At 49.5% G+C, this 23,097-nt stretch carries 23 protein-coding genes; 17 read left to right on the plus strand and 6 right to left on the minus strand.

Features of this window, described 5'->3' with window-relative positions:
* Positions 1-6 precede the first annotated feature (6 nt).
* The gene (locus tag AACY82_RS06320; protein WP_339615935.1) at positions 7-1,071 is read left to right on the plus strand and encodes a phosphotransferase; all 1,065 of its coding nucleotides are present in this window, start codon (positions 7-9) and stop codon (positions 1,069-1,071) included.
* Complete coding sequence (gene murU / locus AACY82_RS06325; protein ID WP_339615936.1) at positions 1,068-1,769, plus strand: N-acetylmuramate alpha-1-phosphate uridylyltransferase MurU; 702 nt, start codon at positions 1,068-1,070, stop codon at positions 1,767-1,769. The genes AACY82_RS06320 and murU overlap by 4 nt, the downstream gene beginning before the upstream one ends.
* Here the strand turns inward: murU and AACY82_RS06330 are convergent.
* The 6 genes from AACY82_RS06330 to AACY82_RS06355 form a co-directional block, all read right to left on the minus strand.
* Positions 1,726-2,322, minus strand: a complete 597-nt coding sequence (locus tag AACY82_RS06330; protein WP_339615937.1) for a VTT domain-containing protein — start codon at positions 2,320-2,322, stop codon at positions 1,726-1,728. The genes murU and AACY82_RS06330 overlap by 44 nt on opposite strands.
* A 109-nt stretch (positions 2,323-2,431) precedes the next feature.
* Complete coding sequence (locus AACY82_RS06335; RefSeq protein WP_339615938.1) at positions 2,432-4,051, minus strand: hypothetical protein; 1,620 nt, start codon at positions 4,049-4,051, stop codon at positions 2,432-2,434.
* Positions 4,048-4,791, minus strand: coding sequence for a glycosyltransferase family 2 protein (locus AACY82_RS06340; protein WP_339615939.1), 744 nt, complete (start codon positions 4,789-4,791; stop codon positions 4,048-4,050). The genes AACY82_RS06335 and AACY82_RS06340 overlap by 4 nt, the downstream gene beginning before the upstream one ends.
* Entirely contained in the window at positions 4,785-5,921 is a 1,137-nt protein-coding gene (locus AACY82_RS06345) for an acyltransferase (protein ID WP_339615940.1), read from the minus strand. The genes AACY82_RS06340 and AACY82_RS06345 overlap by 7 nt, the downstream gene beginning before the upstream one ends.
* Positions 5,922-6,168: 247 nt before the next feature.
* A complete protein-coding gene (locus AACY82_RS06350; protein WP_339615941.1) occupies positions 6,169-6,690 on the minus strand; it encodes a hypothetical protein in 522 nt (173 codons plus the stop codon).
* A gap of 36 nt (positions 6,691-6,726) precedes the next feature.
* Positions 6,727-7,680 carry a polysaccharide deacetylase family protein gene (locus AACY82_RS06355; RefSeq protein WP_339615942.1) on the minus strand — a complete coding sequence of 318 codons (954 nt, stop codon included), beginning with the start codon at positions 7,678-7,680 and terminating at the stop codon, positions 6,727-6,729.
* A 190-nt stretch (positions 7,681-7,870) separates the two neighbouring features.
* Here AACY82_RS06355 and rpe point away from each other — a divergent pair, with 190 nt between their 5' ends.
* From rpe to gspD, 15 genes are all read left to right on the plus strand, one after another.
* A complete protein-coding gene (gene rpe / locus AACY82_RS06360; RefSeq protein WP_339615943.1) occupies positions 7,871-8,551 on the plus strand; it encodes a ribulose-phosphate 3-epimerase in 681 nt (226 codons plus the stop codon).
* Positions 8,552-9,003: 452 nt separating this feature from the next.
* Positions 9,004-10,515, plus strand: coding sequence for a hypothetical protein (locus tag AACY82_RS06365; RefSeq protein ID WP_339615944.1), 1,512 nt, complete (start codon positions 9,004-9,006; stop codon positions 10,513-10,515).
* A 302-nt stretch (positions 10,516-10,817) separates the two neighbouring features.
* Positions 10,818-12,053, plus strand: a complete 1,236-nt coding sequence (locus AACY82_RS06370; protein ID WP_339615945.1) for an Ig-like domain-containing protein — start codon at positions 10,818-10,820, stop codon at positions 12,051-12,053.
* Positions 12,054-12,130: 77 nt separating this feature from the next.
* The gene (locus AACY82_RS06375; RefSeq protein ID WP_339615946.1) at positions 12,131-13,030 is read left to right on the plus strand and encodes a peptidylprolyl isomerase; all 900 of its coding nucleotides are present in this window, start codon (positions 12,131-12,133) and stop codon (positions 13,028-13,030) included.
* Between the two features lie 18 nt (positions 13,031-13,048).
* Positions 13,049-14,761, plus strand: coding sequence for a GspE/PulE family protein (locus tag AACY82_RS06380; RefSeq protein ID WP_339615947.1), 1,713 nt, complete (start codon positions 13,049-13,051; stop codon positions 14,759-14,761).
* 143 nt (positions 14,762-14,904) lie between these two features.
* Entirely contained in the window at positions 14,905-16,104 is a 1,200-nt protein-coding gene (locus AACY82_RS06385; RefSeq protein ID WP_339615948.1) for a type II secretion system F family protein, read from the plus strand.
* A gap of 21 nt (positions 16,105-16,125) precedes the next feature.
* Entirely contained in the window at positions 16,126-16,551 is a 426-nt protein-coding gene (gspG, locus tag AACY82_RS06390; RefSeq protein WP_339615949.1) for a type II secretion system major pseudopilin GspG, read from the plus strand.
* A gap of 9 nt (positions 16,552-16,560) precedes the next feature.
* Positions 16,561-17,022 (plus strand): prepilin-type N-terminal cleavage/methylation domain-containing protein, encoded by a 462-nt coding sequence (locus AACY82_RS06395; RefSeq protein ID WP_339615950.1) that lies wholly within the window; start codon positions 16,561-16,563, stop codon positions 17,020-17,022.
* Positions 17,019-17,408, plus strand: a complete 390-nt coding sequence (locus AACY82_RS06400; RefSeq protein WP_339615951.1) for a prepilin-type N-terminal cleavage/methylation domain-containing protein — start codon at positions 17,019-17,021, stop codon at positions 17,406-17,408. Before AACY82_RS06395 ends, AACY82_RS06400 begins: the two co-directional genes overlap by 4 nt.
* Positions 17,398-17,994: a prepilin-type N-terminal cleavage/methylation domain-containing protein gene (locus tag AACY82_RS06405; protein WP_339615952.1), complete on the plus strand. Its 597-nt coding sequence runs from the start codon at positions 17,398-17,400 to the stop codon at positions 17,992-17,994. Before AACY82_RS06400 ends, AACY82_RS06405 begins: the two co-directional genes overlap by 11 nt.
* The gene (locus tag AACY82_RS06410) at positions 17,991-18,794 is read left to right on the plus strand and encodes a hypothetical protein (protein WP_339615953.1); all 804 of its coding nucleotides are present in this window, start codon (positions 17,991-17,993) and stop codon (positions 18,792-18,794) included. The genes AACY82_RS06405 and AACY82_RS06410 overlap by 4 nt, the downstream gene beginning before the upstream one ends.
* Positions 18,775-19,791 carry a PilN domain-containing protein gene (locus tag AACY82_RS06415; protein ID WP_339615954.1) on the plus strand — a complete coding sequence of 339 codons (1,017 nt, stop codon included), beginning with the start codon at positions 18,775-18,777 and terminating at the stop codon, positions 19,789-19,791. Before AACY82_RS06410 ends, AACY82_RS06415 begins: the two co-directional genes overlap by 20 nt.
* Positions 19,788-20,345: a type II secretion system protein GspM gene (gene gspM / locus AACY82_RS06420; protein ID WP_339615955.1), complete on the plus strand. Its 558-nt coding sequence runs from the start codon at positions 19,788-19,790 to the stop codon at positions 20,343-20,345. Before AACY82_RS06415 ends, gspM begins: the two co-directional genes overlap by 4 nt.
* Before the next feature lie 12 nt (positions 20,346-20,357).
* Positions 20,358-20,897, plus strand: a complete 540-nt coding sequence (locus AACY82_RS06425) for a hypothetical protein (RefSeq protein ID WP_339615956.1) — start codon at positions 20,358-20,360, stop codon at positions 20,895-20,897.
* Positions 20,898-21,013: 116 nt separating this feature from the next.
* A complete protein-coding gene (gspD, locus tag AACY82_RS06430) occupies positions 21,014-23,077 on the plus strand; it encodes a type II secretion system secretin GspD (RefSeq protein ID WP_339615957.1) in 2,064 nt (687 codons plus the stop codon).
* Positions 23,078-23,097 lie beyond the last annotated feature (20 nt).

The raw sequence follows: 23,097 nt of genomic DNA on the forward strand, positions 1-23,097 counted from the left end.
TGGCTAATGTTGGAGCGTGCTTGGTTGGATAGTAAACAAGAGCGAGAAGATGCCCTAAAACTGTGGGCTGGAGAGGTTTTGCGGCAGCCTATAACCTTAGCGCGTTGCGCCGGTGATGCAGGTTTTAGGCGATACTACACCGTTGATTCAGCCCCTGAGCTGCTGGCCGTTGATGCGCCGCCTGCCAGCGAAAATACACCTCAGTTTGTGCAAGTGGCGGGATTGCTGCGCGGCGCTGGAGTGGCTGTGCCGGACATTCGGGCTGTTGATGTTCCCCGTGGGTTTGTGCTTCTAGAGAACTTTGGCTCACGTGAGTTTGGTGCCGAGCTGGATAGCGAGCGCGCGCTGACCCTTTATGGCGAGGCACTGTTTACCTTGCTGGCTATTGCCCAAGCGCCTAAGGATGTCGCGTTGCTGCCTGTATTTGATGAGGCATTTATTTGCCGAGAGCTCGGATTGTTCGCTGAATGGTTTGTGGGACCTTTATTGGGCTTGACGTTGAACGCTGACGAAAAGGTAATGTTAGAGGGTGTATTCGGTCGCCTGGCGATGCGGGCGCTGGAGCAGCCTCAGGTTGTTATGCACCGGGATTTCCATTCGCGTAACTTGCTCATAAAAGCCGACGGTAGTTTGGGAGTCATTGACTTTCAAGATGCGGTAGTGGGGCCAGTGACCTATGACCTGGTCTCCCTATTGCGTGATTGTTATGTGCGTTTGCCCGCTGCTGATGTCCGTCGCTGGGCGCTGGCTTATGGTGACATGGCTATTGATGCTGGCGTCATGCCTCCTGCCAATCCAGATGATTATCTGCGCGATTTTGACTGGATGGGATTGCAGCGGCACATCAAGGTGTTGGGTATTTTTGCCCGTCTGCACTTGCGCGATGGTAAGTCGACATATTTGGCCGATTTACCTCGTGTCATACTCTACGTGCAAGAGGTTGCCGCCAGTTACCCAGAACTGCAAGATTTTGCCGCTTGGTTTGCCGCTCGTATCGTGCCAGCGTGTAAGGCTCAGTCGTGGTATCAATCGCAACCTTTGTCTGATGTAAATGTGATGGGGGTGATATGAAGGCCATGATTCTCGCGGCCGGCCTTGGCAAACGAATGCGTCCGCTAACCGATACTTTGCCCAAACCGCTCATTCCTGTACGTGGTAAGCCGTTAATTGCCTACCACCTAGAGGCGCTGGCCCGCGCCGGTATTACTGAGGTTATCATTAACCTCGCCTATCGCGGCGCACAAATCCAAGAGTTTGTGGGGGATGGTTCGGCGTGGGGGCTGCAAGTCGTTTATTCGCAAGAGCCCGAACCCCTCGAAACCGGTGGCGCAATTGTTCATGCCGCCGCACTGCTGGGAAGCGAGCCATTTATATTGCTTAATGCGGATATTTTTACTGATTTTGATTTTGCGGACCTGGCAAAACGCGGGCTGACGAGAGGCGCGCAAGGCCACTTGGTGCTGGTGCCTAACCCAGACTTTAAAGCCGAGGGCGACTTCTCCGTGCAGCAAGGATATCTGATTGCTCGCACAGGTATCGACCTAGGGTATACCTTTGCCGGCATGAGCGTTATTAACCCAGGCTTGGTGTCGCGTTATCTAAGTGCTACCCCTAGGTTTGGCTTAGCTCAGGTGTTTCGCAGTGCTCTTGCTTTACGGCAACTCACAGCGCAGGTTTATCAGGGGCGGTGGAGTGATGTGGGTACGCCAGAGCGGTTACGGTTACTTAATGAGATTGACTCTGAGCGACCCGGCGCTGCAGCACAATAGCGCACAAAGTTAAAGCCGTCAGCACCGTCAGCGGTAGATAAAAATGTGGATTTGTTAGTAATACACTCAAAGAAATGGCTTGGTTGGCGACGGTATCTTGCACCCCTTTACCGATGCTAACCAACGCCATCGTGCTGGGTAGCAGGCCTAGCACGGTTGAATTAACGTAGCTGGTAAAGCTTATGCCCGAGGCAGATAGCGATACGTTAACTAAATAAAACGGAAATATAGGTATCACCCTAATAAGCAATGGCGCTGAAAAGCCAGTGGCGAGAATAAAGCGCCGTACCGCATTGCGCTGTGCGGTTAACGTATTGGGTGCAACGTTAAAAGATGCCACCTTAATCAGCCCCCATGTCCCTAGGGCGCTTGTGGTTGTGGCCGCCAAGGCGATGGTAACACCCATACCAAAGCCAAAAAAATAGCCGCTTAAAATCGAGAATAGCGCCCCGCCTGGTAATCCCACACAAGTAACAGCGACAAAGCTGATAAAAAATAATAAGGTAAAAGTAACCGGTGCGCTTTGCATTAAGGCATTGGCTTGTACCGTCATCGTTAAAAGCCCATCGGACAGTGGGCTGGCAAAAAACAGACCTGCTAGAAACGCAATTACGCTAAGTGCTATCAAGCCTCTGGCTAATACTCGCCCCATAACATCCCGCTCAGTCGGTAAGTGAATAAGCCACTAGCTCTTCGTCTTCGTAAGCTGGTGGGCCAAATATTTCACGTACTTTAGCGCCGCACTCTTGGTAGCGGGCAGCATCTTGGGCGCCCCTCGAAGCGTTTTTATGGTAAACCAAGTAGTCGTAGTTTTTGCGGTTGCTATCGCTGACGAGCTCACCAACGTGCACCACATTGGTTAGCGCAATTTGTGTATTGTCGGGCGGATATTCACCATAAAACCGACTGCCACAAAAGCCGTCTAGAAAACCGGCAGTTACCTGCTGTTGGTGCACAGCCTGATCAATATACCAGCGGTCCCAGTGCCATTCCAAAAACCAAGGGGCTATGACAATATTAAGCTCTTTATGCGGTTGCTCGCCAAGAAGCCTGTAAAACCCAGAGACGGGTCGGTTGTCCAGCTCAACATTATAGATATTTTCCTCCCAGCGGTAATCAGCTTGATAGGCCATGTGGCCGGTAAACTGGTTAAGTTCTGGCGAGTATATTCGCGGCAGTGGTCCCGCCAAATAAATGACAGAGGCAAAAACAATGATCGCCAAGCTAAAAAGCCTCTGACCCGCAAGGCAAATAATCCGCGTCGCACCTACCGCCATAAAAATGCCCAGCAGTAACAATATGGGGAGACCGTATCGTGCGGTGACTAAAGCGTGCTGTATCCAGGCGGCCCCACTACTGGTAATCACCACGAACGGCAGCAATATGCCTATCGCCAGGTAAAGGGCGATCTCGCGGTTGCGTTGCCATATTGTGTAAGCGCCAAAAGCTGTTATTGCTAAGGCAATAACCCCGTAAAATACAGAAACGCTACCAAGCAGCAGCTGAAAAGTTAGCGTCAGGCTGGTAAGTGTTGGCGAATTGTTGCCTGTTTTGCCAGTTATATCACTTAAGTTTGCATAAACGGGCGGACCAATTAATAAAACAAGCACTGCCAGCTGCGTAATCCCAAGCGCAAGCAAACGTAAAAAAAGCTGCGGTTGCCCTAGCTTGCGACACATATATAAGCTTTTAACGCCGTAAAATAAAAACGGCGTTAGCAAAAAAGTAAGCGTAACTGGCTGCAGCCAAGCCGATAAACTACAACACAGCACATACATGACCGACTTGCCCAAAGAAGGTCTTGTGGTCCACAAATAAAATGCCACAACAGCTACGCCTGTTAAAAACGTTGATAATGCGTAGGGCCGTGCGGTGCGCGTATAATAAATAAGCATAGGTGATAGCGACAGCAGTACAAACAGCATTATTTGTTCTTTGCGGCTTAGGAAGCGCCCGCACAATAACGGTATAACCACGGGCGTAATAAGCCCCGTAACAATCATGGGCGCGCGTAAAATACTCTCGGTAAGCGGGGTAAACTGCGAGATGGCATAATAGTAAAGTGTTAACGGGATGCTGTGGTCGGCGTGGCCGAACGAGGTAAAAATCCCCCAAGCATCCGATGCCACCAACTTATTTAGCGCGTGCCATTCATCATCAGCGATAAGCTGCAACGGCAGTTGCCATAACCTAAGCCAAGCCGCAGCCCCTGCAAGCGCAGCCATAACCAACAACAGGACAAGTCTTTCTTTGTTTGCTGCAGGGTTTACTGTCTGCTTCACGATTTGGGCGCCCCGCAAAACAAACCTTTTAAGCGCTTTGCCGCGTGCAGTACAGAGACCTTAATAACCCCTAGTCCGTAAATACTGCTGGGCAGTAAACGGATGGACGACGCCTCTGGGAAATACCTGGTAGGACAAGTGATCTCACCAATGGTGTGTCCTTGGGCAATAATTTGCGATAGCATTTGATTGTCAAAAATGAAATTGTCGCTGTTTTGCGCCAGTGGTAAGCTTCGTATCACATCGGCAGAGAACGCGCGGTAGCCCGTGTGATACTCCGACAATTTAGCTCCCGTACACAAATTTTGAAACGCTGTAAGCATCCGGTTGGCTATATACTTATACGCTGGCATACCGCCGCGTAACGCACCTCCACCGAGTATGCGCGAGCCCAGTACCACAGGGTATAAGTCCTCGGCAATAACAGAGGCCATGGCGGTAATTAACTTGGGTGTGTACTGGTAATCGGGGTGCAGCATCACCACAATGTCGGCCTTTAACTCGAGCGCCTTTTGGTAGCAAGTTTTTTGGTTGCCGCCGTACCCTTTATTACGCTCGTGCACAATAATATGCTCGATGCCCAGTTGCCGCCCCACATCCGAGGTGTTGTCTTTACTGGCATCGTCCACCAATATCACAATATCCACCACATTCATCGGAATTTCTCGGTAAGTCGTCTCGAGGGTTTTACTTGCATTATAAGCGGGTAGTACTACCGCCACTTTTTGGTTGTTTAGCATGCAGGTCTCTTTGTTTTTCGTTTCGAGTTCATGGCCGGCTTTTCAATCAGCCAAAAGCTAAGTTGCGCCAAAAGTAAAGAGCCAAGCATAGTTACAGCAAAGGCAAGTAACCCGCCGGTAGCGGAGCTCTTCCAGTGGGGCAAGTACTTGTTGATAATTACTAAAATAGGATAGTGCCATAAATAAATTCCAAAGCTAATCTCGCCCAGCCAAACGGCGGGGCGTGTTGCGAGAAAGCCAAGCCACTTAAGTGGGTAGGTGCTACAAAGCACTAATACAGATAAGGCCGCAGATATCAGGGGGTTCCATACGGCCAGCATCCAATGTCCGGTCCAGTAGCCCTCTGCTTCGTTTGACAGCCACCCGCACATCGCCAGTAGCAACCCAATAGCAGTTGCGAGCCAACCATAAAGCGCGCGATGATTTAGTTGGCGGGGCTGTGCTGCGACGCACATACCCGCAGTAAAGGAGAATAGCGCACCGGGCAGTAAGTCCAGTATAGGCTGTATGGGGCCGTAGCTTGGTTCTTCACGGTACAGGTACATTATGCTGGCGCGCCATAAAACACAGCCAATAAAGGTGACAATGCCAAAGTTAATCCACCCCATCTTACGTATGGCCAGTATTAGCAACGGCAGTACGGCATAAAATGAAAGTTCGATAGGTAATGTCCACCACACCAAGTTAATGGCTCGCGGCAGCACTGGCGGAAGGTTGATCAGCAGGAAAAAGTTCAAAATGCTGTCGAGCCAGCCATTGGGAGCGGTAATACCTTTAACGCCCACGGCTGCAAGCAGCAACAAAACGGCATATTGCAGCCATACGGCCGGAAAGATACGTAGACACCTTCTGAGCCAGAAGCTTTTGCAAACCTCACTCGTTAGGCTGGTGTTTAACAGACGCCCCCCAAGTAAATATCCTGATAACACAAAAAACAACAATACACCGATCCAGCCAAAGTTGAAGATAGTTTGACTGGCCCCCGTTATAAACCTGAGGTATTCTGGCGCCTGCTCCATAACCGGATAAGTGCTGGCCCAGTGAAATAGCACCACCGCCAGCGCTGCCAGACCGCGCAGTCCATGTAGTTTTGGTTGGAACCTGTTGTGGTTATCGGCGAGTATCGGCATGGAGTTATTATCGCGAAGTGTGGTGGACTCTTGCGGGTGAGCAACATTACGGTAAAGATTTAAAGGCAATAAACGTCGGTAGGATACTGTAATCGGGCTGTTAAGCGCAATAAAAAGCCTAGCGTGCTTGTTACAGCGAGAACAAGCACAAAAAAGTAACCTGGTTGGCCCGGCTAGGCCTAGTGCAGCATATTAAGGTGGTTTCAAATGAGTTTTGCAGCTTCTTGCACGTGATTTAGTTCAGTGCTTAAAAAGCTCCGATAGATTCTATACGCTTTACGTGCAATGTTTTTTGCTCGTCGGTTAATGATGATGCCCGCCAGACAACTAGGATGTGCTTGTGGTAAGTTGTTTCAAAGCCTGACCTTAGGCAGACCTTTTTGGATTGTTTGTCGCCCACATAGCCCCATATGCCTACCAAATTGTTGGGCAGTTTTGCGAAAGAGTGTGTGAGCAGCAGTTGCGCCACACCACCTTGGTCGCGTATAGCGCCTCGATCGCTCGCCGAGAGCTTTCTGTAGTTGCGGTTATCGATAACTAGCCCTCCGCAAAGTGCATCCTCTCCATCTATGTAGTAATGAACATAGCCTAGAGTGGATAATGAGCCGTCTTTGCTCTTAGCAAATGCGACAAAATGAAAGGGCTCTTGGGGAAAAGTATCGGTATTGAAGCGACGCTTAAACAAGTTGCCAACTAAGTACTCGGCAGAGTCAACTTCAATGACTTGGAGTGAGGAGCTCTTGTGATTGCAAGTGGGCGCTTGGTTCATTTTTGGCGTTGATCTCGTGGGTATGTTGTGGGTGCTTTATGAGGAAGCTTCAGTGCTTCTTATTAGCTCGGAAAATTCAGTTGGTGTCTTCCAGTGGTGACCGCAAACAAAGCGAGGGATGTCCCAAATGTTTGTGTCGTTGGTTACTGCTCGTCCTGCTGTACTCATTGCCCCCTTAAGGCCTATGCTTGGACCGTATGTGGGTAAAAACTCTTCTCTGAGGTAGCTTGGAGCGTGCCCATAAGGATAGCCTAGAACCGAAATCCTTTTTTTGCCGGCAATCTTGTCGATAATAGTCTGTGCCTCCGCAATTTGAGCATGGGCGTCTGGATAAGTTTCAATATTAAAAAATGAACCTTTTTTGTTCTCGGCTTGGCGTACAGTCTTTAGGGCATCATGTACATGATCCCAGCTATGGTTTGCAACGCCAACGATACCCTCCTTCGCGCTTTTCTTCCACCAATCATGGGTCCAGTAATCCGGCGGTTCACTGAAAGCTTGGCTAAGCTCGTTGCGCGCGTCGGGCGAGGCAATTACAAAGGCAAGCGATCGTGCACCGTTTAAGTGAGTGGGGACCGCATTTTGTGACTCTGTTAAAATACGCCGAAAGCTTTTAATTTTGCTGCCGTTGCTCCGAACGCCGTCGTAAAAATCCCAGCGCTTGCCGTCGTCAAAGGTGATGCAAGCTAACTTTCTATTGGCAATATTGCTTGGGCATACTTTCCCCGATAATACCGCAATAAGCTGCTCGGTCGGTAAGATCTGATACCCCATTGAAGCGAGCGTTCTAAGATCTTGCTCCATGGCAAAATGGTTGTCGTCGGTATAATTGTCACCAAGCTGCCAGCTGTGATAGCAAAGTACAGGGACGGAAAAGTTTGTTTGTTCAGTTGGCTTGCCTAACTTTGCAAAGGGCCGCCAGCGGCGTAAGTTGGTGAGCATGGTTTGCGTCAGTCTTGTTAAGAAAGATGAATGGGTAAATGCTACCATACGTCAGCTGTGACACAATATCTTGTTTTGAGTGAGGCGCAGGCTGGGGGTGTCATTGTCAGGCCTGCGGAGGGTAGGTGAGGGGTGATATTATTGAGGGTGATAGGTTTGTAGTGTGTTGAGGTGGGTGCGCTTTGCTGGAGTTAGGCATGCTGCGTACTCCTTAATTGTCTGTTGTCAAGAGGTAGGTATGAGTTTTAATCAAGGTCAGATGGTCATTGCGCCCTCTATATTAAGTGCCAATTTTGCCAGCTTGGGTGCTGAGTGTGATGCTGTGCTGGCCGCTGGGGCCGACATGATTCACTTTGACGTAATGGACAATCACTACGTGCCTAACCTAACGATGGGGCCACTGGTGTGTAAAGCGTTGCGAGACTATGGCATTGCTGCGCCTATAGATGTTCATTTGATGGTTGATCCTGTCGATGCCCTCATAGAAAAATTTGCCGCTGCAGGTGCAACCTATATAACTATCCATCCTGAGGCGACACGGCATTTGGATCGTTCGTTGGCTCTTATTCGCGATTTGGGTTGCAAGGCGGGCTTGGTGTTAAATCCGGGTACGCCAGTGGAGGTGGCGCGCCAAGTGTTGGGGCGACTGGATGTGTTGTTACTTATGTCGGTTAACCCTGGGTTTGGTGGGCAGTCGTTTATCCCCTATGTACTGGACAAGCTCCGCGATGCGCGTCAGTTAATTGATGGGGCTGGCCTGGCTGTCAGACTTGAGGTAGATGGTGGTGTAAAGGTGCAAAATGCGACAGACATCGCGCGTGCTGGGGCGGATACCTTTGTGGTTGGGTCAGAGATATTTTCAAGGGTTGATTACTCAGGGGTTCTTGCTGAATTGCGTGCGGCGCTCGCGTTGGCTTAGTTGGGTGTGTGATGCATCTCCCATTTCTATGGTGTTTTTCGCTTAAGGTGGCATTAGAGGCGTTTGCTGGGTCATGGAAGTGTGGGTTTTTTGCCTCTCCCTCTTCCCTCGGGTGGGGACAGCGGTTAAACTGCCCTTACTTGATGTAGCTGAGTTGTAGTAGATTATGCGGTCAGTCGCAGCGGAGTTGTTGGTGAGGCGTATGCGTTGCGCTGGCAGGGCCTGTCGTTGGTTCGCTTTTGGGCGACAGGCGTGTAAAACAGACGGCAGCATTAAAACGCCCGGTTAAGCTATTGTTATGGCTGAAAGGGTGTGGTAATTTAGAACGCGATTGGGTGTTCGTCGAGCATCTGGCCGGTCATGTGCTGGTGGTAAATCGAGTTTATTAGGGCGCTACAAGGCGCCCGCTAACAGAAAACAAAACGATACTTTGTAAATCTAGGAGCTAGACAATGAAGAAAAAACTTCTACCTTTGGCAATACTGGCTGGATTGGCTGGTGCAGCAGGTACCGCGCAAGCTGTACATGTTAACGATGATGGCCTCGGCGAGGTTCTTATTTACCCTTACTACACAGTAGAGGGTGAGCAGGACACCACGTTCACTATTGTGAACACAACTGACCGAGCTAAAGCCGTTAAAGTTCGCTTGCTTGAGGCAATGAACAGCTGGGAGGTCATTGACTTTAACTTGTACCTCTCACCGCAAGATCATTGGACAGGTGTTATCACCGCCAGTGATGAAACCGATGGTGCTATTCTAGTTACGCCGGACACCTCTTGTACTGTTCCAGCAATCCCTGCTGAGGGTGCAGAGCTGCGTAATTTGCTGTTTAGTGACAATGGCGGCGCAAACGATAACGCTGACGGCGGCCCTTCTGAAGTTTCTCGTACCCGTGAAGGTTATATCGAAATAATCGAAATGGGGACTTTGGATGATACTGCTCCAGGCCAGTTTGGCGCAGAAGCTGCAGTAACTCACACTTCGTCAGGCGTTCCTTCTGACTGTAGTGTAGTTGTTGGCGGTTGGGAGACTGTACCGGCCAACAGTATTGATCCAAATGACATTGTTGGTGAGTGGGGTCCAGGTCAGGGCGGCAATACAGCCAATATGGTTTTTGAAGATGCTGGTGGTCTGTACGGGTACGGTACTATTGTAAACGTAACTGAAGGTACTAATGCTACCTACGATGCAGTTGCGCTGGATAATTTCGCGGCTACTATTTTGCACGCTCGTCCAGGCGACACCGCGCCTAACCTAGGTTCTGGCATACCTAATGCCGACATTATTGACGGCAACACTGTTGTCAGTGCTGTCTTCACTGAATCCTTGGATGCGGTTACTGCATTGTTTATGCATGACACTCTTTCCAATGATTACGTGCTGGACTCAGTGATTTCCGCGGGTACTGATTGGGTTGTTACCATGCCCACCAAAAACGAGTATGTGAACTTACCGACCGCGGCTGATCCGTTCCTGTCCGTTTGGGACAATGGCGCTGCCTGTGAAGAAGTTCAATTCTCGCAGTGGAATCGTGAAGAGCAAACGCCTGGTGAAGATCCGATCGCGGGTGGCGTTGACTTCTCACCCAGCCCGATTCCAGAGGATGTTGTGGTAACAGGTTTTGCATTGTGTTCAGAGGCTAACGTTATTAGCTTCTTTGGGCCGGATGTTGAGAAAGACGCAGATGGCAACCCGATCTCAGGTTACAGCTCTGCACTGCAGCCTTCTGGGCGTGTTCAGTACGGTTTTGACGTAGAGTTTGAAAACGGTTGGGCACGTTTGGATCTGGGGCAGGATGCTGCTAGTAACCCGCGCACGCTAACTTCGGACAACGCTGTTACTTTTAGCGGTTTGCCAGTAGTTGGTTTTGCTGTCCAGAAATTTAGTAATAACACGGTTGGTGATGGTGCTTTCTACGCTGGTGTAGTAAGTCACAAAGCTACTCGGGATATTTCTAACTAATCTGCCTAAGTTAACATTTTTAGGTTTGAGGAAAGCGCGGCCTTTGGGCCGCGTTTTTTTTTGCCTTTTATGTGGCAGCTGCAGCTGGCGTTGGGGTTGATGGGGTGTTTGGCTAAATGTTAAAGCTTGTGCACATAATTGACATTTGGTCGAGTTGTCTGCTTAATAGGTGTTTGGAATTTAGTGTGTTCTGTTTATAATGAACTAAACCGGTATTTGTGTGTCTGATAAAAAGGCGTGAGCTTTTGGCGCGATAATTGCCTTGGTTGGATGGCGGGAGATATATAGCAGGAGCGATGATTTTGGCACAAGCCCTTAATATAAAAAGCGGCCGGCCACAAAATGATATTTTAAAACGTTGTGAGGGTGACATGAGAATATTTAATAAGGCTATACTTGGCTGCATGGTGGCCAGTGTGTCAGCCACGGCTGTTGCGGCTGATTTAACATTAACGCTAGATGATTCAAGTCTAGTGGTGAGAAACATTAGCAGTCTAGATCTCGACGCCGCTACGGGTAATATCGCTGTGCAAGGCGGGAGTTTTGACCCAGCGTCGGTTCCAGGCTTGCCAGTTCTTGATGATAATAATTTTGTGTGTGGTGACAATACAGTAAAAGAAGATTTGCTGGATGGCAGCGGAAATGCAGGTTCTGATGGCATTAAAGAAACCTGTGTCGGGGTGGGGGTCGCCGACCCATCGGTATACTGTGATACCGCAAATGGCATGACATTTAACGAAAGTTTAAACAAGTGTGAGTTGCCTGATGAGGTGCCGCCTGGGTTGACTGTAGCGGTAAACTCCTCACAATTGGAGCTTGGAGAAGAGACCGCAACGGTTACCTTTACCTTTGATGATGAAATTCAGAACTTTTCTGTGGGCATGGTGAATGTGTCAAATGGCGTAATTACTGGGTTAACCCAGCAAAGCGCCACGTTGAGCCAAGAGGTATGGACGGCGACGTTCACTCGTAGTGACAATGACGCAGGCGGCACTGCTACAATCAGTGTGGCTGCGAATAAGTTTCGAGACGATGCAGGAAACTGGAATACTGAATCGGCAAGCGCTGTCATAACGCTGGTGGGTTCAGCTCCTGCTTGTGATTTGCGTTACAAAGGGGTAGATGTGCGCAGTGAGAGTGCCATTTTTGAGTGGCCCAGTGGCACTTCGCAAACTCCTATGTATCTGAGTCGCAATGGTGTTCATAGTTATCCTTTTACCACCGGTACCAATACTAAATTTAACGGGCAGCTAGGTTTTGTACCTTTCTCAAACACCGCTACGGTAGAGAAAGACATTTGGATTTCTGAATGCGCCGGTGGGATGCCTGTTGAGGGTGCGCCTTATAATGGTGTGTGCGAGAAAAAAGGCAAACAGACCACCCTGTTTTGGGAGCAGACTGGGTCTACTTCGTGGCGTTGTAGTTTGGAGTCCAGCACAAAGTACTTCTTAAATGTTCGCAATCACCCAGGAAGTTGTACAGTGAGTTCTGGTTGTAATGCCAAGGTACAGCATTTGATAACAGGTTCAGCTAACTAGCAAGTTTGGTGCTGAGTAATACGGCACAAACCCTTTGGGTTTGTGCCTTTTTTTGTTCTGAGTAGAGGAAGGTGTTTATGGGGTGTCGAGTCCTTTGGTTGCTTGTGGCTGTAATGCTGTTAAGTGGTGTGCCCGCGCTAGCCGAGCCGGACGATGACGTAGTGTTGGCTGAATATGAAAGCATTCGTATTACCCAAGAGGATGTGGAGCGCTACATAAAATTTCGTTTAAGTTCGAAGCAGAGGCAAGAGGTGTACTCATCGCCTGAGCAACTGCTAAAAATTGTGCAAAATCTTTTTATGATCAGCTATTTGGCGTCTCAGGTAGGCGAGTATGATGAAGCTCAGTTGGATTGGCAGATGCGATACCAGCGCAATAGTTGGCTGGCAGGCCGGGCGCAAGATGATGTGGTGCGTGCTGCATTGGCCGACGTGGAGTGGGATGCTTACGCCCGTGAAGTGTACATTGCCGAGACAGATAAATACTTGACCAAGCCGAAGGTGGATGCGGCACACATCCTTATTGAAGTTGGGGATCGCTCACCTAACGATGCGCTTGAGCTAGCGCGATCTGTACGGGCCAAAGCGCTCGCAGGACAGGATTTTGCAGCCTTGGCGAAACGTTATTCAGAGGATCCGTCGGTAGAGAAAAATAATGGAAATTTAGGCGTGTTTATGGCAGGGCAAATGGTTGAAGAGTTTTCTCGTGCGGCATTTGCTATGGATGAGGGGGAGATAAGTGAACCTATTAAAACTAAGTTTGGTTATCATGTCATCAAGTTAAATAAAAAGTATCCGGCGGCACGGAAACCGTTTGATGAAGTAAAAGACGATATAATTCGCGAGGTATCTGCCGATATGGCCGCCAAAACACGAGAGCGTCTTGTGGTAGAGGCCCGCTCAGTTACGGACGTTGATATTAATCATGACGCTTTACAGGCTATGGTCACAGATAATACTAAGGGGCAGTCTCAATAATGTTCAGCGTTAGTGTGTATGCAAACCAAAATGAGTATTTTTGTGAAGCTCGGTGAGTTCTTGGTAGAAAGCGGTAAGCTCTCTAGCCGAGACCTAGAGCGAGCGCTTATAGCGCAGTCGGAAATGGGCGGTTACTTAGGGCAGGTGCTAGTTAAACTTGGTTTGGTGTCAGAGCTTGATTTGGCGCGCTGTCTTGCCGATCAGTTGGACTTTTGCTTATTGGCAGAGTCTGATTACCCGGCTGAGCCGGTAATTTTGCCTGCGCTCTCAGAGGAATTTTTGTTTAATAATAGCGTCGTGCCTGTAAGTGGTTTGGGTGACCCTGCCTTTTCCGCTTTGTACCCCCAAAGTGTATTTTTGCAAAAAGCGTTAACGATGGCGCTAGGGAAAAAGCCAAAGGTTTACTTGGGCTTAGAGGCCCACATAATAGCGGCTCTTAAATTAAGGGCTGTTGCTGAGCAAGAAGTGGAAGAAGGTGAAGAGCGACCCATCGGGAGTGATGACCCAGAGTTTGTCGAGCACCTTAGGGATCTGGCCAGCGAGGCTCCGGTTATTCGTTTGGTTAATCAAATCATTCATCATGCCTTAGACGTAGGCGCGTCCGATATCCATGTTGAGCCGTTTGAGAATCTACTGCACCTGCGTTATCGCGTAGATGGTGTCATTCAGGATGCTGTCAACAAGCCAGATTTAAGTTTAGCACCGGCTATAGCCTCTCGCATTAAGTTGCTGGCACGCATGAATATCGCGGAGCGGCGCTTGCCGCAAGATGGTCGCATTATGACGCGAGTAAAAGGGCATGAGCTAGACTTGCGTGTATCTACCATTCCGACCGTTCATGGTGAAAGTATTGTTATGAGGGTGCTGGATCGCGATGGCGTGCAACTTAGCCTTGCCAGTATGGGTTTCGCAGAGGATACTCTGGCAACTTATGCTGGGCTGTTAAATCGCTCCCATGGGGTGTTGTTAGTGACGGGGCCAACGGGTTCAGGTAAAACGACGACTCTAAACGCGTCTTTGTCAACGTTGGATTCGAAGGCCTTAAAAATCATTACCGTTGAAGATCCGGTTGAGTATCAAATTGACGGTATTAATCAGATTCAGGTCCAGTCGCAAATCGAGTTAACCTTTGCACGCTCCTTGCGGGCTATTTTGCGCCAAGATCCAGACATTATTATGATAGGCGAGATGCGCGATGGCGAAACAGCGCAAATTGCCGTGCAATCTGCGTTAACGGGGCACTTGGTGTTATCGACCTTGCACACGAACACGGCTGCCGGTGCCATTACCCGATTAGAGGATATGGGCATTGAGCGCTACTTAATTACCTCGTCCGTTAATGGTGTGTTGGCGCAGCGGCTGATTAGAACCTTGTGTGAACACTGCAAGTGTTCGCGAGCGCTGCATGAGGGAGAGGCGACAAAGCTTGGGCTTGCGCTTTTCTTAGAGCATGGCCAAACTCACATACACGAAGCGCGAGGCTGCGATAAGTGCAAGCACAGTGGCTATAAAGGCCGCACCGCAATCCATGAGCTTTTTGTGATGGATGGTGCGATGCACAAGGCGATACAGTCAGGTGCTGATGCCACTGAGCTGCATGCGACTGCGCGCAAAAGCGGAATGCGCACTCTGTATGAAGACGGGCTGCGTAACGTGGCTGTAGGCATAACCTCGCTCGACGAGGTTATGCGTGTCACCCAAGACCAAACCGAAACGGCCGACATCGTTTAGCCGCAGCGTAAGGTGGAGTGGCTTAGAGTGTGGGCTTGGCGCTTAGTGTGTCATCGCCCCTGTCAGGTGCGCCCCACTAACGCTGTCCATTCTGCTACTATGCGTAACGTTTAAAGCGACGCGCCACAGTGTTAATGATATCTATGCCTGAATTCTCTTACAAAGCCGCCAAACGTGATGGCGCCTTAACTGAAGGGGTGCTTGATGCCCCGTCGGAGGCCATCGCCAGTAGCCGTTTGCGCAGCCAGGGGCTGGTGGTGATTACTTTGAACTCGACGGTGGCAACAGCAAGTTCTAGAGGTGGCCCCGCGTTTGGTAAAAACCAAGTGTTATCGTTTACCACTGAGCTGGCGGTACTCTTGCGCGCAGGCCTCCCCATCGACCGTGCCATGAAAGTGCTAATTGATATGGCACCCAGTGCGGCAGCGGGGCAAGTGTACCAAGACATTTTGACTATGGTAAAAGGTGGTAAGGGGTTTAGTACTGCGCTTGCACAGAAGCCTGAGCTGTTTGATGAATTTTACGTCAGTATGATTCGCTCGGGCGAGGCTAGCGGGAATTTGGCGGCGATACTGGCGCGTTTGGCGGGGCAGCTAGAAGACGCTAAGCAGGTGCGCTCAAGTGTGGTGTCGGCGCTTATCTATCCCGCTATTTTGGCTGTGGTGTCGCTCATCTCGGTGCTGGTAATGCTGGGGTTTGTGGTGCCGCAGTTTGAAATGCTGTTTGCCGATATGGGAGAGGCGCTACCGCTAGTGACAGAGTTGGTTATTGCTGGTGGTGAGGCTATTAAAAGCAACGGAATTTACCTAGCTGTGTTAGCGGGCTTGGCGGTTTACGGCGTTAAGCGATGGCTTAAAACCCCGAAGGGTAAAGCGGTGTTGGATGACCGTCTGCTAAAGCTGCCAGTCTTTGGCAAGGTGGTCTATAAGTACGAGGTGGCGCGTTTTTCACGCACGTTGGGAACTTTGCTAGAAAGTGGTGTCTCAGTGCTCCATGCGATCAAAATCGCGACAGAGACGGTCTCGAACGACGTAATTCGCGGTTCATTAGATACCTTGGCGCCCGCAGTAAAAGGAGGTGGGCGAGTTTCTCAGGCGTTGGCTGACAGTGGCGATTTTTCACCTATGATGATTCAGATGGTGCGGGTGGGCGAAGAGTCGGGCCAGTTGGGGGATATGCTGCTGGAGTTGGCTCGCGTATATGATGATGAAGTGTCTGCTGGAGTTAAGCGCAGCCTTACATTGCTAGAGCCTATTTTGATTTTAGGTATGGGTGGCATGATTGGCTTTATTATCGTGGCTATTCTAATGGGTATTTTGTCGGTCAACGATTTGGCTATGTAGTTCGTTTTTAAGGGTAGGTGTATGAGTAATAAGCGGCAGGCGGGTTTCACTTTGGTGGAGCTGTTAGTAGTGTTGGCGATTATCGGTCTTTTGGCAGGCTTGGTTGGACCTAAAGTGTTGAATCAGCTGGGAGGTGCTAAAACTGACACTGCAGGTGTGCAAATTCGTGATTTTGAGCAGGCGCTGGAAATTTATATGCTGGATACTGGCAAATTTCCAACTACTGAGCAGGGTTTAGAGGCGTTGGTACAAAACCCTGGGAGTGTTGCTGGCTGGGATGGTCCTTATTTGCGCCGTAACGAGCTGCCACAAGACCCTTGGAATAATGACTATCAATATAAATTCCCCGGAGAAAATGGCGAGTTTGATGTGTTGTCTTATGGTGCTGACGGTCGTCCCGGCGGAGAAGGCGATAACGCCGACCTGGGTAACTGGCAAGTTCGCTAAGTTATTCAGGTGTCCACTGCGTCGCTTAGGAAGCATCAGGGCTTCACCCTGCTAGAGTTACTGATTGCTTTTAGCATTGTCGGGTTGTTGCTGGCTGTGTCCGTGCCCGCTTCACATAAAATGTATCAAGCAATGCAATACCGTGAGGCGGTTCGCGATGTCCGTCGCGCTTTGGAGTCGGCTCGATATAAAGCTATGGTGACGGGCGAGTCAACGCAGGTAGCTATTAATCTCCGGGCCAAGCGTTTGACTTATGGCGAAGATCAAATTCGTGACTTGCCTGATTTTGTCGATTTGGAGACTGAAACAGCACAAGAGTATATGGTGGATGCCGACACAGCGGTGATCCTCTTTTACAGCGATGGCAGCTCGACCGGCGGTACCGTAAAAGTTGGCCGCAATAATCGTTGGGTGCGGTTGCATGTGGGTTGGCTGCTGGGACGGGTCGAACAAACGGTGGATGAGTCGTGAGCGTTGAAAGGGGGCAGTGTGGCTTCTCTTTGCTTGAGATGGTGGTTGCTGTGGCCATATTGGGCATCTCTTTAGGTATGCTGTATCAGGCTGCTGGCGGTGCTACTCGCAGTATTAGTGTTACAGAAGATTACACCTACGGGGTGACAATGGCGCAATCGCTATTGGCTAACTATAGTGCAGTTCCTCGAGAGGGAGTTGCGGTCAAAGGGTCGTCTGATGACGGTTATTATTGGGAGGTGACGTCTCAATTGTTGCTGGGGCCTAACGACGAAGATACTGGTTTGCATAGAATAGACGTGTGGGTACGCTGGGGTAACGAGAGCCCGAGAGAGGTTCACTTGCCTTCGGTGGTGCCGGTGGAGGAGCCGTCCGATGACTTCTAAAGCGCGTGGCTTTACCTTGATCGAGGTAGTGGTGTCTATTACGATTTTGTCGCTCATTGTGCTGGCAACGGTAACGGCGATGAGGACACTGGCAAACACTCAAGAGAGGCTAGAGCAAAAAGCTGAGCAGTCATCACAAATGCAGATGGTAGTGCGGTATTTACGTAAAACGTTAAGCGATGCTCAGTCTATTACGTGGTATAAATTTGGTGCTCCTGCGGGCCAGTACTTTTATGGTGACGAGAGTTATGTTCAAGTAGTATCGCCCCTTGCTATTGCGGGTCGTACCGGTGGGCTGTGGACCTCGCACTTGTCGGTTAAAGAAGGGCGGCTTGTGCTCAAATTAATTTCGGGGTTGCAGTTGCCCGATTGGTCTGGTGATGGCTTGAGTTACGTTTTACTCAGCAACATAGATGCGTTTTCTATTGCGTATCGTAGTAATCGCTATAGTGAATGGGTTTCTGACTGGGACGGCTTGGATGAAAAGCCTGACTTGGGTATCCCTTCGCATGTGAAGATCAAGCTGAAGGTGGCGGGGCGTTATTGGCCTGATATTATTGTGGCCATGAATCCGAGTCGGTCATGAACTTAGCGATACGTCAAAAGGGGGTTGCGCTTGCTTTATTGCTATGGTTCATTGCGGCTTTGAGCTTGCTGGTGGCGGGACTTATGGGGTTGTCTCGGTCAGAGATGACAGGAGCTAAGCTGTACCTGGGGCAGGCAAAAGCAGCGGCAGTTGGGGATGCGGCTGCAACCATGGCGTTGCAGGGGCTAGTCCAAAAGGTGCCTGCTGCTAAGACTGAGCTGCAGGGAGTGTTGCAGTTTGATGCTTATAACGTCCGCGTATATGTGGTCCCCACAGATGGGCTTGTTGATGTTATGGCAGCCAACGCAGAATTGTTACAGTTGTTATTTGGCGCGGCAACTGACTTGGAGCCTGCTGTGGCTCGGGCCCTAGCGGATTCTGTGATACAGTGGCGAACCCCAACCGAGGCACAAAAGAAGCGCCGTCAATCGGGGCCGCCGGTATATGTGATAGAGGATGTTATGGCTGCGCCTGGCTTAACGCGCGATATTTTTGAGCAAGTAAAATGGTTGATTTGTGCAGGGTGTAACGGTGGGAATTTTAATTCATTACATGCGCCCGCCAGGCTACAAAATGCGGTGGCAGGCTCCTCTTGGAGTAATACAAACGAGTACGAGTTTACCGATAACGAATGGTTGGTTGTGCCAAGCGGTGCGCGAATTGATGTGCGCGTTGCCGCAGCGGATGGTTCTGTCTATCAGCGCAGTGTGTGGTCTTCTGGTAAGCGAAAGTTAGGCCGTCGCTATCGGGCATTTCGAGTGAAGCAATTAGAGTTTGAGAGTGACCACATTGTCCAGTAATAATCAGTGGGAATTATTTGGGTTTGATCTGCGTCAAGCGAGCGGGCTGTTTAGCCGTGTCTGGCATGATGTGATTTGGGCATACCATTGTCCCGTGCGCCAGAAGCTTGATAGTGCTGTCGAGGTATACCGCTGGCAGGATGCGCACCCTACTAAACTGCTAGTCAATAGCACTAATTATCAGGCGGTAATGTTACCTGATTCACATGTGCTTATTCGTCGTTTATGGTTGCCTCGAGCAGCACTGGGTCATTTGTCTCAAGTAGTAAATGTTGAGGTCGCGGCTGCAAGTCCATTTTTGGCTGATGATACTGTTGTGGGGCAACGCGTCGATGATGCGGGGGGCGCAGCGGTCGAGCTAACGTTGGCCATTGCAAGCCGCTCGGGTGTGATGGGCCTGTTGCGTGATGCGAACCCCGACATCACCGTCGATACATATGAAATCTGGGCCGAGAGTGAGGGTAAGACATTAGTGTTAGAGGGGTTTGCCGAGCCTCAACGAAACGCTAACTACCGTAAGCGGTTAGCGCTTGTAAGTGCTTATTGTGTGATCGCGACTGTGTCGCTTTTGTCGCTTATGGCGCTACCCTGGCTGTATCAGAGTTATCGGTTTAATAAAGTAGAGTCTTTGCTAGAGCAGAGCCGTTTTGAGGCGCGCACCGCCATGAGACGTCGTACTGAGCTGACCGAAAATAATGCACGTATTGATGCGCTACAAGCGGAGGTTAATAGCGCCGCCTCACCACTGATACCTTTGGCAATACTGACGAGAAGCCTAGAGGATGACGCATGGCTAGGGGAGTATAAGCAAGGAGACGACACCTTGACGATTGATGGCTATGCTAATGATGCCGCCACCTTGATTCAGCGTTTAACCGCTATTGCCAATTTTCATGGGGTTAAACCTCTGTCGGCTATACGCAAGGTGGGGGAGAATGATATTGAACGTTTTCGGCTAGAGTTGCAGTTGTCAGGTCGCAGTGGTGAACAACCATGAGCGTGTGGAGGCGGGCTAATCCCTCTCAGTGGGTTGCTATTAGTGTGCTGGCTCTGTGCTTGTGTGTGATAGGTGCTACAGGTGTTGGCTTTTTTCTGTCTTCTTATGAGCTTTATCAAAGTAAAGTGCGCTTAGAGCCACAGATTGGTCGCTTGAAAGGACTGGCCAAAGTTGAAAAAGATATTACCAACGCGGCGCAAACCTCTGCCAATGAGTTGAGTCTATTGACGTACTCCGCAGAGGCTGCGGCTAGTGCACAGGCCAATAATATGCAGCAGTCGCTGCGGGAGCTTTTCTCGCAAGCAGGCGTAATAGTTAATGGCAGCCAGATATTACCTGTAGTAGAGCAAGATTATTTTAATCGAATCCGAGTACGCTTAACTGTGTCGAGCGATATAGAGCAGTTGACCGAGCTGTTGTTGATGTTGGCCAGTCAGAATCCAATCGTGGTGATTGATACGTTAGAGGTTAAACCTAAAAGGCAGCGTAGAACTGATGAGCAGGTGTTGAATATCGATATTGTGCTGAGCAGTTTCGCGCAAGCTTCACGTTAGGGCCGGGCTGATATGTTTTTACAAAAAATTAAGCATACATCGCTAGCGTTGTTGGTATTTGTGCTTGTTGTTGGTGGGGTGGTCTTCTTTTTTATGTTGCGCCCCGTGCCAGTGGTAGGTGAAGTTCCAAAGGCGTCTGTTTTGCAGGCGGGGAAGTTTGTGCCGCCCCCCCCCCCTACGAATATTACGGTGATAGCTGCGCGTCCTTTGTTTTGGCATGGGCGTAAACCTTATGTTGAGCCAGAGCCAGAGCCAGAGCCTATAGCAAAACCGCAAAATAATGCGCTTGATAGCGTTGAAGTATTGGGGCTTTTTCAGTCCGGCGCAGCCTCGAGCGTAGTCTTAAAAGATAAAAGTGGCACAAGCCGTATCTCTATGGGAGAGGGCTATAAAGGCTGGCACTTAATTGAGGTTTTACCTAGAAGTGCGATATTTGCGCGTGCTGGAGGTAATAGATCGGAGGCCTCTGAGACTAAAGAAGTCCGCATTAATCACCGCGAGCCACTGCCTGCCCAATGGCAGGGTAAGCACAAAAATTTATCGGAGAAGTGATGATAACCACAGCCGAATCAGAGTCCAACTCTCGGAAAAAGTTATGCCGACATGTTGTGTGCTTATTGAGCATGTTCGCGCTACTGCCATCATGTGCGCAGTGGCAAGACAAGGAAGTGACTAAAGAGAGCGTAAGTGAAGTGGCTCTATCTTCTTCAGAAAGTCCTTTAGAGTCACAAAAAACTGTGTTTGGTTCGAATGGGGATAACGTTGATGAAGAGCCTCCTGCTTTGTCGGCTGATACGTACCTAGGGTCTGACAAAACTATCCGTATGCCCCAAAATGATTCTGTGATTGAGTTGGAGGGGCAGGATGTTACGTTAAACTTTGAAAGTACTCCGCTGGAGGATGTTGTACACGGGATATTAGGCGACACGTTAAAACAAGACTATGTGGTAGAAGGTAAGATTCCTGGTGTTGTGAGTTTGCGCACCCAGACCCCTATTCCGCGTAAAGAGCTGTTGGTTATCTTAGAAAGCATGCTTGATGCCAATGGTGCCGCAATGGTTAAACGCGCCGATGGGCGGTACCTAGTGACGGCAAGTAAACGTTTTCGGTCAGCTAATCCTTCTTTTCAGAGCCGTGAAAACCTAAAGCCAGGATATAGCAATGTGATTGTACCATTGCAGTATATTGGTGCTGCACACATGGCAGAGGTGTTAAAACCAGTGGCGCCAGATTCGGCTTTTATCCGGATCGACGCCGTGCGTAATTTACTGATACTGGGGGGGGGAAGCACTCAGTTACAGGGTTGGTTGGACATTATTCAAACTTTTGATGTCGATTACTTATCAGGTATGTCGGTAGGAGTGTTCCCGATCGAGTACACGACTGCTGACGAGATAAACTCTGCCTTAGCAACATTAATGGCAACGTCTGTAGGCGATAAAGCAAGCCCATTAAGTGGGTTGATTCGCACCGTACCGTTAGAATCGTTAGGCTCGGTGTTAGTGGTGACCCCGCGTAAAGAATTGCTTGCGCAAGTGGAAACTTGGATTGAACGTTTAGATCGGACCCCGACTCAAGGTGCTGAGCCCCAGTTGTATGTTTATTCAGTCGAAAACGGCGAGGCCGACCATTTAGCACAACTTATTAGTCGAGTGTTTGGCGGCTCTGGTGGCTCTTCTAGTCGAGGTAACTCTGGGGTTGCGCCTGGGTTAACCTCTACTAATATGTCCTCGGGTGATGATGGTTCAGCGGTTAGTAGCTCTAATAAAAGTTCGAACCGCTCTGGTGCTGCTAGTTATTCGCTAGGCGATACTGCACGTATTGTTGCAGATGACGTCAATAACACTTTGTTGATTTATGCTACTGGCGCTGAATACCGAAAAATTGAAGGCGCTTTGAGGCGTCTGGATGTTATGCCTTCACAGATCTTAATTGAGGCAAGTATTATTGAGGTACGGTTAACAGATAGTTTGCAATACGGCTTAGAGTGGTACTTTGAAAACAGCTTAGATGGTGGCTGGACAGGTCAGGGCAATATAGGCTTGGGCTTGGGGGCTGACGGCAGTGTTAATGCGAGTTTACCTGACTTTGGTTATGTGTTTAATAATTCGCTGGGTCAAATACAAGGCGTGTTAAATGCGCTTGCCGATAAAGACTTGATTAAGGTGCTATCTACACCGTCCATAATGGTAATGGATAATCAATCAGCGTCTATTCAGGTAGGCGACTCAACTCCTGTGTTATCCAGTACAACCAATGGTCAGTACGGCTCTACGCAGAACATTAGTTACCGCGATACAGGGGTGCAGTTGGATGTGAGGCCATCGGTTAATGCCGGTGGTTTGGTGACGATGGAATTGCAGCAATCGGTGACTGATGTGGGGTCTGGTGGTGCTAGTAATACCCCCACTTTTTTTCAGCGGGCCATCAATAGCAAAGTGGCGGTGCGCTCGGGTGAGTCAGTAGTGTTAGGTGGTCTAATAAGTGACTCACAAAATAGCCGAAAAACAGGTTTACCGTTTTTCAGTGACTTACCGGTAATTGGATGGATGTTTGGCGGCTCTACTGTAGAGGAAGAGCGTCAAGAGTTATTGGTGATCATTACGCCTCATGTGATGAAGACCGATCAAGACCTGCGTAATGTGACGAAGGAGATGCGCAGTCGAATGAAAGGCTTAGAGGCGTTTCAGCAGTCTATTGATGACAGCAAGTTGGTTGATCCGAGTTTTTAAACTTATTTATTAAGGCGAAA

It is taken from the genome of uncultured Gilvimarinus sp., from assembly GCF_963972205.1.
In the GTDB taxonomy this organism is placed as follows: domain Bacteria; phylum Pseudomonadota; class Gammaproteobacteria; order Pseudomonadales; family Cellvibrionaceae; genus Gilvimarinus; species Gilvimarinus japonicus.